General features: G+C 58.6%; 10 protein-coding genes. 9 read left to right on the forward strand and 1 reads right to left on the reverse strand.

The window, feature by feature from the left end; translation table 11 throughout:
- The 9 genes from PA598K_RS38245 to PA598K_RS26240 form a co-directional block, all read left to right on the forward strand.
- A partial coding sequence (locus PA598K_RS38245) for a phosphoenolpyruvate hydrolase family protein (RefSeq protein WP_260405622.1) occupies positions 1 to 348 on the forward strand: 348 nt, incomplete at its 5' end.
- Positions 349 to 363: 15 nt separating this feature from the next.
- The gene (locus PA598K_RS26205) at positions 364 to 1,341 is read left to right on the forward strand and encodes a Gfo/Idh/MocA family protein (protein WP_128659783.1); all 978 of its coding nucleotides are present in this window, start codon (positions 364 to 366) and stop codon (positions 1,339 to 1,341) included.
- A gap of 108 nt (positions 1,342 to 1,449) precedes the next feature.
- Complete coding sequence (locus PA598K_RS26210) at positions 1,450 to 2,343, forward strand: ABC transporter permease (protein WP_128659784.1); 894 nt, start codon at positions 1,450 to 1,452, stop codon at positions 2,341 to 2,343.
- Between the two features lie 16 nt (positions 2,344 to 2,359).
- Positions 2,360 to 3,241: a carbohydrate ABC transporter permease gene (locus tag PA598K_RS26215; RefSeq protein WP_128659785.1), complete on the forward strand. Its 882-nt coding sequence runs from the start codon at positions 2,360 to 2,362 to the stop codon at positions 3,239 to 3,241.
- A gap of 30 nt (positions 3,242 to 3,271) precedes the next feature.
- A complete protein-coding gene (locus tag PA598K_RS26220) occupies positions 3,272 to 4,870 on the forward strand; it encodes an extracellular solute-binding protein (RefSeq protein WP_185602237.1) in 1,599 nt (532 codons plus the stop codon).
- A gap of 116 nt (positions 4,871 to 4,986) precedes the next feature.
- Positions 4,987 to 5,529, forward strand: coding sequence for a helix-turn-helix domain-containing protein (locus PA598K_RS26225; RefSeq protein WP_128659787.1), 543 nt, complete (start codon positions 4,987 to 4,989; stop codon positions 5,527 to 5,529).
- A 153-nt stretch (positions 5,530 to 5,682) separates the two neighbouring features.
- Positions 5,683 to 8,400 carry a DEAD/DEAH box helicase gene (locus PA598K_RS26230; protein ID WP_221414181.1) on the forward strand — a complete coding sequence of 906 codons (2,718 nt, stop codon included), beginning with the start codon at positions 5,683 to 5,685 and terminating at the stop codon, positions 8,398 to 8,400.
- A gap of 17 nt (positions 8,401 to 8,417) precedes the next feature.
- Positions 8,418 to 9,422: an SWIM zinc finger family protein gene (locus PA598K_RS26235; protein WP_128659788.1), complete on the forward strand. Its 1,005-nt coding sequence runs from the start codon at positions 8,418 to 8,420 to the stop codon at positions 9,420 to 9,422.
- Between the two features lie 15 nt (positions 9,423 to 9,437).
- Positions 9,438 to 10,364 (forward strand): ArsR/SmtB family transcription factor, encoded by a 927-nt coding sequence (locus tag PA598K_RS26240; protein WP_128659789.1) that lies wholly within the window; start codon positions 9,438 to 9,440, stop codon positions 10,362 to 10,364.
- Between the two features lie 68 nt (positions 10,365 to 10,432).
- Here the strand turns inward: PA598K_RS26240 and PA598K_RS26245 are convergent, their stop codons facing one another.
- Positions 10,433 to 11,407: a glycoside hydrolase family 43 protein gene (locus PA598K_RS26245; protein WP_128659790.1), complete on the reverse strand. Its 975-nt coding sequence runs from the start codon at positions 11,405 to 11,407 to the stop codon at positions 10,433 to 10,435.
- Positions 11,408 to 11,669: the final 262 nt, after the last annotated feature.

Raw genomic sequence — 11,669 nt, forward strand, 5'->3', positions numbered from 1 at the left:
GCGTTCAACGAAGAGGAGGGCCGCCGCATGGCGGCGGCGGGCGCCGATGTCATCGTCGCTCATCTGGGGCTGACGACCAAGGGCAAGATCGGCGCGCAGACGGCGATCCCGCTTGAGGAAGCGCCAGCCGCCGTGCAGCGGATCGCCGATGGAGCCAGAGCGGAGAATCCGGAGGTGATCGTCCTCTGTCACGGCGGTCCGATCTCCGAGCCGGAGGATGCCGCCTATGTGCTGCAGCGGACGCAGCAGGTCCACGGCTTCTACGGCGCATCAAGTATGGAGCGGCTGCCGGTGGAGCAGGCGATTACCGAGCAGATCCGCAGATTTGCTGCGATTACTATGGACTAAGGGAGATGGTAACGAGTGAAAACGTACAAGGTAGGTATCGTAGGAGCAGGCGGCGTCAGCGAATTGCATCTCGAAGGCTACAAAGAGCAGTCGGACCGGGTTCAGGTGACGGCGCTCTGCGATTCGAACAGCGACATCCTGAATGCTCGCGCCGATAAATACGGCATTGCCGGACGTTACACGTCGCTGGACGACTTCATTGCCAGCAGCGGCGTCGATGTGGCAGTTGTCTGCACGCCCTCGCCGCTGCGCAAGCCGATCATCGCGCCGCTCTTGGCCGCCGGTCTGCCTGTCTTCGTCGAAAAGCCGTTCTCGGATACGCTGGCCGAAGCCGAGCAGATCGTCGCTTTATCGACGCAGCACGGCATTCCCGTCTCGGTTAATCAAAATTTCAGACAGCATTTCCCGTTCGAGCCGACCCGGGATATCGTAGCGGCGGGGACGATCGGCAAGGTCACATCGGTGCTCTTCACCAACCTCTTCTTCCGTCAGGACAGCGGCTGGCGGGTCGACTGCGAGCGCCATGCGCTGTCGGTTATGGGCATCCACTGGTTCGACGGAGTGCGGCTGCTGCTCGGCTCGGAGGCCAAGTCGGTCTACGGCCAGAATCGATCTTCCGCAGCGGTCGATTGCAAGGGCGAGACGGATGCGTCGGTTCAGGTAACCTTCGATAACGGCGCCGTCATGACATACGTCCAGAGCTTCTCGTCGGTGTTCAACCGGACGGAGATGATCGTCATCGGCGAAGCGGGTACGCTGCACGTCGAGCACAGCACGATCAAGCTGTTGAAGCGCGGAGAGCAGAATCCCGTCCAGACCTGGACGTCGTCGATCTCCAGAGAGACCGCCACCTATGGCGGGTTGAACCAACTGCTGACCGCGCTGGAGACCGGCGAGCCAGCGCCCAACAGCGCCCAGGACAATCTCCGGACGATCGCGATGCTCGACGCTGCGTATGTATCTGCGAATGAAGGACGCATCGTCCAACTCTAGAGCGTAATCGCCGTACACATGCGTACACACGCTAGCTGTATCCCCGGAGCCCATCTGGAGGGGCAACCTGCCGAGACCTCCGGGGACAACAGCGCAGGAGGGAGCATTATGCTGAAAAAAATTGCCCGGAGCTACGAGCTGTATTTGCTCATGCTGCCGACGCTCATCTATTTTGCAATCTTCCAGTACGGTCCGATCTACGGGGTGCAGATCGCCTTCAAGCAATACTCGATCCCCAAAGGAATTACCGGCAGCCCCTGGGTCGGCTTCGAGCAATTCGAACGCTTTTTCTCATCCTACCAATTCTGGAATCTGCTGCAGAACACGCTGCTGATCAGCCTCTACGAACTCGCATTATTCCCGATTCCCATCATTCTGGCGCTGCTGTTGAACCAACTGACGAGCCAGCGCTTCCGCAAATTGGTCCAGACCGTGACGTATGCGCCTCATTTTATTTCAGTTGTGGTTATGGTAGGTATGTTATATCTGTTTTTATCGCCGAGCAAGGGGATTATCAATCAGGTACTGATGCTGATGGGCTTCGAGCCGGTCTTCTTCCTGGCCGAGCCGGAGTGGTTCAAGACGGTGTTCGTCTTCTCCGGAGTATGGCAAAATGCCGGCTTCAGCATGATCATCTACATCGCCGCGCTCGCAGGCGTCAGTCCGGAGCTTCATGAAGCCGCTGTCATGGACGGCGCCTCCAAGGCGAGACGCATCTGGCATATCGACCTGCCCGGCATCATGCCGACAGTCATGATCCTGCTCATCCTCAATATTGGGCAGTTTATGAGCATCGGCTTCGAGAAGGTGTACCTGATGCAAAATGCGGTGAACATCTCGTCATCCGAGATTATCCAGACCTATGTGTACAAAGCGGGGCTGCTCAATGCGCAGTATAGCTATTCCACCGCGATCGGCTTGTTCAATTCGTTGATCAGCTTCATCTTATTGCTGGCCGTCAATATGACAGCCAGGAAGCTGAATCAGACCAGCTTATGGTAGAGGAGGTGTCCGAAGGATGCTCATGAACCGCAGCAAGGGCGACCGCGTATTCGATCTGTTGAACGGAGCGTTTTTTCTAGTCGTGCTGGCGATCGTTTTGTATCCGCTTTATTTTATCGTAATCGCTTCCATCAGCGATCCCGGCAAGGTGAACACCGGCGCTGTCTGGTTCTGGCCGATCGATATGACGCTGGAGGGCTACCGCAAAATTTTTGAGCATGAGGCGTTATGGAATGGCTACCGCAACTCGGTCCTCTATACGCTGGTAGGTACGGCGATCAATGTCGGCCTGCTGATGACTGGCGGCTACGCCTTGTCGAGAAAGGATGTGCCGGGCCGCAATATCATTACACTGCTCATCGTCTTCACGATGTTCTTCCAGGGCGGGATCATCCCGACCTATCTGATCGTGCGCGATCTCGGCATGCTGAATACGATCTGGGCGCTAGTCATCCCCAACGCCGTCAGCGTCTATCATCTCATCGTCGTCCGCACCTACTTTGAGACGACGATTCCGCTGGAGATGCTCGAGGCGAGCAAGGTGGACGGCTGCAACAACACCCGGTTTTTCCTGCGCATCGTGCTGCCTCTCTCCTTGCCGATCATCGCCGTCATGGTGTTGTTCAGCGCAGTCGTGCATTGGAATTCCTACTTCAGCGCCCTGATCTACCTGCGCGATGAATCGATGTATCCGCTGCAGATGGTGCTGCGCGAGATTTTGGTGCGCAACTCCGCGCAGGAGCTGATGAACGTCGAGGATATGGCGGCGCAGCAGGATTTCTCCGAGCTGATCAAGTACGGGGTGGTCATCGTATCGAGTCTGCCGGTGCTCATCCTCTATCCGTTTGTGCAGCGCTACTTTATCAAGGGCGTTATGATTGGCTCGATCAAAGGGTAACGCAAAAAAAATGAGTGAGGAGACATGAACATGCGTAAGCAAACGTTAGTGTGTGCAGGCATGGCGCTGGCGCTCGGACTGACCGCGTGCTCGTCGGACGGCGGTCGCACCGCTCCTGAGACAGAGGTTGACGCCGCTAGCGCTTTTCCGCTGGAGGAGACGATCGAGCTCGAATTTTTTGCCCAAGGCAATGCCAACGCGATCAAGCCGTTCGGCGAGATGCAAGTGTTCAAGAACCTGCAAGAGAAGACGAATATGACGATTCAGTGGACGACCGCGACGGGAGCGGATTTTACCGAGAAAAAAAATCTGATCTTCGCCAGCGGCGAGCTGCCGGACGCCTTCTACGGCACGGGCGTGCTGACCAACAACGAGGTGGTGCAGTACGGCGGCCAAGGGCTGATCATTCCGCTGGAGGATCTGATCGCCGAGTACGCGCCCACCTTGCACGCCTTCCTGGAGGAGCGGCCCGACATCAAAGCGCTGATCACGGCGCCGAACGGTCATATCTACTCGCTGCCGCATGTCAATGAGTTCGACCCGGCTGCGGAAGCCAGCGCCGCTATGTTCGTCAACCAGGAATGGCTCGACCAGGTCGGTCTGGATGTGCCGCAGACGACCGATGAGCTGCTGGAGGTGCTGCGGGCGTTCAAAGGCAAGGATCTGAACGGCAACGGACAGGCGGATGAGATCCCGATGAGCTTCCGCACGCGGGATACGATCCGGGGCGTGGAGGCGCTGACCGGGGCCTTCGGCAAGCTGTTGAACGGCGCGAATCGCTTCCATGTCGAGGACAAAACGGTCTATTTTACGCCAATGGAACCAGAATACAAGGCGTACGTCAGCTATCTGCATCAATTGTACTCGGAAGGGCTGATCGATCCGGAGGTGTTCTCCCAGGAAGGGCAGGTATACGACGCCAAGATCAGAGCCGAGCTGCCTACAGTAGGCGTGCTGTTCGGCTGGAGCCGCTCGGTGCTGTGGGGCCAGGAACGCGAAAATTGGACCTACGTTCCGATCTCCGCGCTTAAAGGCCCGGACGGCGACCAACTCTGGCCAAGGCAGCCAGGAGGCACGACGGTAGGCTCGTTCGCGATTGCCAACAGCAACCCTTATCCGGAGCTGACGATGCGCTGGATCGACCATGTGTACGAGGAGCGGACCAGCGTGGAGCACGCCTTTGGACCGTTCGGCAGCCATCTGTATGAAGCCGACAACGGCAAGATCGGTCTGCATTGGCCGCCGGAAGGGACTGCGGAGGGAGCATTCCGGGTACAGGAGACGCCGGGACCAGGCGCAGTCTACATCATCGGCGATCTGATCCAGCGTCGTCCGTCGCAGCAGGAGAAGCGGGAGCTCGTGGAGATGTACGCGCCGTATACGCCGGAGGAGGTCTATCCGCGACTGATGATGGATGAGGAGAACGTGAACCGTCTGGCCGTATTGGAGCCGGAGCTGTTCCAGGAGAACGGGTACATCGACAGCCAGTTCACCCAGTGGGTGTTGCGCGGCAATATCGACGCCGAGTGGGATGCTTATGTGGCGCAACTGAAGCGGATGAATATCGAGGAGATCGTCGAGATCTATCAGTCCAACTATGATCGGTTCCTGGCCTCCCAAGAGCAGTAACGGCATTTTAGTGGAAACGGGGATTATTTTTTTGCTTCGGGTCTGTTAAGCTTATATATAGCATGGCGCCGTCTGGCGGCGCCGCTGGCAGACGATGGAGAAAGGAACTAAGCCCTATGTCACTTGGACAACGTATCCGCATGATTCGCAAGCAGCAGAAGCGTACCCTTGACGAGATCGCCACGCAGTGCGGGTTCACGAAAAGCCTGCTTTCCAAAATAGAAAATGGCGTCTCGACGCCGCCGATCGCCACGTTGGTTAAAATCGCCGAATCGCTGGGGGTCAAGGTGTCGGATCTGTTGGAGGAGCATCAGGAGCCGCGCACCTTTTTCGCGCAGGCCTCGCATTATCAAAATAACGCCAATTGGATCAAGACGGAGAAAGGCTACTCGTTTTATGCGTTTGCCGCACCGAGGCCCGACAAAAAAATGCAGCCCTATTATTTCGTCGCCCGCAAGGGAGAAGTAAAAAAGCATGTCTTCTCGCATAGCGGCGAGGAGTTCATCTATGTGCTGGAAGGCACGATGAAGTACCAGGTCGGCTCGGTCGAATATACCTTGCAGGCAGGAGACGCGATTTATTTTAATTCGGTGGAGGATCATCTGCTGACGCCGATCTCCGATGAGGTGCGCTATCTCGGCGTGTTCAGCGAAGGATAGACCTTGAGGATCGTATGAACCTGATGTCTGACCGGCCATGCCGGCGGGCATCAGGTTATGTGCGTTGCAGTGTGGCAGCTCCCTGCGATATGCCTTATACTGAGTGCAACGCAATCTACTGAGCGAACGATCGAGATTAAGGGTGATGAATAGATGGTATCCGTGACGGATGCAACGATGCAAGTGAAGGACGTGAAGGACAAGCAACTGGTCGCGGCGTTGCTGCCAGGTGGCAGCTATGAGCTGGACTGGCAGCCAATAGAGCCTCAGGGCGAGCTGCCGGAGGAAGCGGCCGAGCTCCAGCAGACGTTGTACAGCCGCTATCAGGAGGCGCGCGAGACGTTCCTGCTGGAGCTGGCGTGGAGGACGGATGCCGAGGCGTCGCAGCTGTCGCTGTCGCTGCAGTATCTGCGCCGCCTCGCGACGATGTTCGTGCAGGGGCTGGTGCGCAGCCCCGGGCTGGAGCAGCGTCGCGGGGAGACGGTCGTGCCGCTGGCGGAGGAAGGCATCGTCCGGCTGCTCGAGGAAGCGCCCTATCTGAGCGGCTCGCAGCTGCTGGATGAGCGGTATATCGAGGCGGTGTGGGATCGCCTGCATGACGCCTTCGCGGTCAGTCTGGAGCGACATGGCGGGAGCGTCGCGGCGTGGCTGCGGGATCATGGGGCGACCTGGCATGTGGCGGGGCGGGTGTACTTCCATCTCGTGGAGAGCAAGGAGGGGAGCGAGTACCCCTTCTCCTTCCTGTCCACCTATGCGCCGCAGACACAGGAGAGCGGGCAGCAGCGGCATGTGCCGCTCCGCAATGCGCTCGTCGAGTATGGCGAGCATAGCGACCAATTGCTGGAGCTGCTGTCGACGGTGCATCGCGCCGCCGAGCAGAGCGAGCTGATCCGGGAGCTGCTCGAGAGCGGCGATCTGTTCCATCCGATCGGCCTGACCTCCGATGAGGCGTACACCTTCCTCAAGGAGGTAGAGCATTATGAGAGGTCCGGCATCATCTGCCGCATCCCGAGATGGTGGAGCGCCAAGGGGACCGCTGTGAAGCTTAATGTCAGCGTCGGACAGCGGGAGCGGGGACGGCTCGGCATGGAGGAGATCCTGAGCTTCGAGGCCAAGGTCTGGCTGGGCGATCAGACGGTGTCGGCTGACGAGTTGAGACAGCTGCTCGAGGAGGAGCAAGGCCTGCGGCTAATCAAGGGCAAGTGGGTCGAGGTCAATCACCAACGGCTGCAGGAGGCGCTCCAGGCGTACGAGCGGGCGGTGAAGAGCGGACAGTCCTCGGAGATGAGCATGCTCGAGGCGATGAAGCTGCATCTGCATGCGGAGCGATCGCTCAAGCTCGTGCCGGATGACTCGGACCTCGAGGTCGAGGTGACGAACGGCGAGTGGCTGACCTCCGTGCTCGAGCGTCTCCGTCAGCCGGACAAGCTGGAGACGCCGGCCTCGGTCGGGGACGACTTCCAGGCACGGCTGCGCGGCTATCAGGAGCAGGGCGTCAGTTGGCTGCAAGCGATGCGGTCGCTTGGTCTGGGAGCTTGTCTCGCCGACGATATGGGACTAGGCAAGACGATCCAGATCATCGCCTTCCTCAATGCGGTCCGGTCGCGCAGCCGGGAGCGGGCGCTGCTGATCGTCCCGGCCTCGCTCATCGGCAACTGGATGAGCGAGCTGAGCCGCTTCGCCCCTTCGCTGACGAACTATGTATGTCATCCCTCCGAGACGAGGGAGGTGCGTCAGGAGGAGGCGCTCGGAGAGGAGGTACGGCTCGTCATCACGACCTACGGCATGCTGGCCAAATATCCGTGGCTGCTCGAGCAGGAGTGGGACACACTGATCCTCGACGAAGCGCAGGCGATCAAAAACCCCGGCGCCAAGCAAACCCGGCTCGCCAAGCAGGTCAAGGCGCGCTTCCGCATCGCGATGACCGGCACGCCGATCGAGAACCGGATGGCCGATTTGTGGTCCTTATTCGACTTCCTGAACAAGGGGCTGCTCGGCACGGCCAAGGAGTTCACCGGCTTCACGCGCCGCCTGCAGCAGGCGGGCAAGGGCTACGGCCGACTCCGGGAGACGGTCGGGCCGTTTATCCTGCGCAGGCTGAAGACGGACCGCTCGATCATCAGCGATCTGCCGGACAAGATCGAGATGAAGACGTACGCCGAATTGTCCAAAAAGCAGGTGCTGCTCTATGGCAAGCTCGTCGATGAGCTGCAGCAGAAGCTGAATCAGGCGGAGGAGGGCATCCAGCGCAAGGGACTGGTGCTGGCGGCGCTGCTGAAGTTCAAGCAGATCTGCAATCATCCCGACCAGTATCTCGGTCAGCAGGCGTATAATGAACAGGAGAGCGGCAAGTTCGAGCGGCTGCGGGACATTTGCGAGACGATCTACGAGAAACGGGAGCGGGTGCTGATCTTCACCCAATTCAAGGAGATTACGGAATCGCTCAGTGCGTACCTGGAAGGCATATTCCGCCATAAGGGGCTCGTCCTGCACGGCGAGACGCCGGTCGCCAAGCGCAAGGAGCTGGTCGCAGCCTTCCAGGGCGAGGCATACGTGCCGTTCATGGTGCTGTCGATCAAGGCCGGAGGCGTCGGGCTGAACCTGACGGCGGCCAACCATGTCATCCACTTCGACCGATGGTGGAATCCCGCGGTCGAGAACCAGGCGACGGACCGGGCCTTCCGAATCGGCCAGCAAAAAAATGTGATCGTCCACAAATTTATCGCCAAGGGTACCATTGAGGAAAAAATCGACGCGATCATCGAGGACAAAACGCGGTTGTCGGGCGAGATCGTGCCGGACGCGCAGGAGAACTGGATTACCGAGATGGACAACGCGCAGCTGATGGATCTGATGCGATTGTCCTTGTAGGAAGGGGGAGCAGTAACGTGGGATATTATGGAGGATTCTTCGAATATGTGCCGGTAGCCGAGAAGAAGCGTCGCGCCGCCCAGGCGGCCCAAAAACTCCAGCAAGACAATCCGAATGTCTGGCCAATTGTCATCGCCGGACGGGCGATCTCCTCAACATGGTGGGGCAAGGCGTGGTGCAGCAATCTCGAGAGCTACTCGGACTATAGCAACCGAATCGCTCGCGGACGAAGCTATGTCCGGCATGGCGCTGTGCTCGATCTACAGATTGATGGCGGCGAGGTCCATGCGCTCGTCCAGGGCAGCTCTTCTCGCCCGTACAAGGTAGTGATTACGGTAGCGCCACTGTCCGAGACAGCCAGGCAGGAGCTGGTCAAGCAATGCGCAGGCAAAATCAGCTCGCTCCAGGAGCTGGCCGGCGGCAAGTTCCCGTCAGCGTTGGCCAAGCTGTTCCAGATGAAGGACAGCGGCTTGTTCCCGTCGCCACAGGACATCAAGTTCTCGTGCAGCTGCCCTGACTATGCGGTCATGTGCAAGCATGTGGCGGCTGTGCTGTACGGAATCGGTGCAAGATTCGACGACGATTCGGCGATGTTCTTCGAGCTGCGCCAGGTGAAGATGGGCGATCTGATCACCTCCTCGCTCGGCGAGCAGTCCCGTGAGATGCTGAGCCGCTCCTCCAGACGCAGCGCCCGGGTGCTGGCCGAGGAGGATCTCGGCGCAGCCTTCGGGATCGAGCTGGATGCAGGCGACCTGGAGTCGCCGGTCCAGCGCTCGGGGAGGAAGGCAAGCGCGAAGGCGGCAAGCGATGAGGCGGCAAGCCCCGAGGCTACAGTTGCGAGTGCCAGGTCAAGAACTGCAGGTCCGAATGCAAAGGCCGCAAGCGCCAAGGCGGCGCCCGCAGGCGCTTCTGTCGTAGCTTCCGATCCGGCAGCGTCGCCCGCTGATCCGCCGCCCAAGCGGCGCAGGGGCAGGCCGCCGGGCAGCAAGAACAAGCCGAAGACCAAGCCTATCAATCCATAAATGAGGTCGGAGAAGATGAGAATCGATATATCCCAGCATGCCCTCCCGGTCTACGAGGCGTTGGCCAGCAACGTCCGCATCGAGATGATCCGGCTGCTGGCAACCAAGACGATGAACATCAAGGAACTGGCCGACGCGATGAATCTGAGCAGCGCGATCATGACGATGCATGTCAAGAAGCTCGAGCGGGCCGGCATTATCAAGACCTCCATGCAGCCCGGCAAGGGCGGAGCCAAAAAAATGTGTACCCTCGTTACCGACAAGATCGAGATTATTTTCCCGTCCAGCGCTGTGACCAGCGCCAGAGACTGTCATGTGACGGAGGTGCTGGTCGGCCATTACAGCGACTTCGAGGTGCATCCGACCTGCGGTCTGGCCTCGACGGTCAAGGTGATCGGCATGTTCGACGAGCCGCGAGCGTTCCTCGAACCGGAGCGGGTCAATGCGAAGATCCTCTGGCTCGGACAAGGCTACATCGAGTACCGGTTAGCTAATTACCTGATGAAAAACGATACGCCGCTGGAGCTTGAAATCTCGATGGAAATCTCATCGGAGGCGCCGTTCGCCAACGAAAACTGGCCCTCGGACATTACCTTTACGTTGAATGGGGTCGAGCTGGGCGTCTGGACGAGCCCGGGCGACTTTGGCGGAAGCAAGCGCGGGCGCTATACGCCTGACTGGTGGTGGGACGAGATCAACCAGTACGGCATAATGAAGGTGCTGAAGATCGGCAGCGACGGCACCTATATCGACGGTATGCGCATCTCCGATGTGACGATCCAGGATATCCGGGTGGAGGACAAACAGTGGAACTTCCGCATCGAGGTCAAGGAGGATGCCGAGAATGTCGGCGGACTGACCCTGTTCGGCACGGGATTTGGCAATTACAATCAGGATATCGTATTTAAGCTCTACTATGAGCGTACAGCTTCTGCAACCTGACCAAAAAAGCGAAGCTCGGCGTGGCCCAAGGCCTGCCGAGCTTCGCTTTTTTTTGTTGCTCGAGCAGACTATAGCATCTGCACGGGCTTGCCGTTTGGCTCAGATGCTGCGCGGCCGAACAGCGGCATGCCCGCCTCGTCCCAATGGATCGGCATGATGCACGTATGGCGATTGGGGTCGTAGAGCGGGTCGCCGACGATTTCCTTGTAATCGCGGGCGTGATAGACGAGCAGATCGGTGCGGCCATCCTCGGCGATCGTGAAGCTGTTGTGACCGGGGCCGAACCGTCCTGCCGCTTCATCGGTCTCGAGGACGGGCTTGGACGATTTGGTCCAGGAGGCTGGATCGGTCAGATCGCTGTCCTCGCGAGCCCATAGCAGTCCCATACAATAATGATGATCGGTCGCGCTCGCCGAGTAGCTGATGAAGAAATGGCCGTTCCGATGGAGGACGGCAGCGCCTTCATTTACGAGGAAGCCGTTCCTCTCCCACTCATGCTCCGGCGTCGTCAGCATCGTGTGGGGTCCTGCCAACGTCCAGGGATTGCTCATCGGCGCCAGATACAGATTGGAGTTGCCCGGGATGTCGGGATCGCGTTGAGCCCAGACGAGGTAGCGCACGCCTCGATGAGCGAACGTCGTGGCGTCGAGGGCGAAGGTTTCCCAGGCGGTGCGGATCTGGCCTTTCTCCGCCCAGGCGCCCTCCAGCGGATTGGCGGCATCACATTCCAGTACGTACATCCGGTGCTCGAAGGGAGCTTCGGCCCGACCCGCAGCGTAGTACAGATACCATTTGCCATCGATGTAGTGGAGTTCGGGCGCCCAGATGTTGGCGCTCATCGGGCCTTGCTCATGCTTGCGCCAGCAGACGACAGGCAGAGCCGTCGCCAAGTCTGCGATTGTCGACGCGCGCCGAAGCTCGATCCGATCGTATTCGGGCACCGAGGCTGTGAAGTAGTAATAACCGTCCGTATGCAGATAGACCCACGGGTCGGCACGCTGAGGGATCAGGGGATGAGGGTATTCGAACTGGCTGATGGACATAAGGAAATCCTCCCTATCATTAATGAATATGTTAACAAATAAAACATGAGCATATTATACAGGAAGTTCAGGCTGGTAAACAATGACCAAAGAAATGCGGAAGCGGGGCGTGATGCCAGCCTGTTTTGTGCATGCTGCTCTCTATTTTGCTTGAGTAAGAATTGGCGGATTGTTGGTTCCGATGGAAATTTCCTATTGACGAAAAGAGAAGAAGAAAATATTATGTTAATATAAATACGAATTATAAATATTTATATTAACA

Source organism: Paenibacillus sp. 598K, assembly GCF_003851045.1.
GTDB lineage: Bacteria > Bacillota > Bacilli > Paenibacillales > Paenibacillaceae > Paenibacillus_D.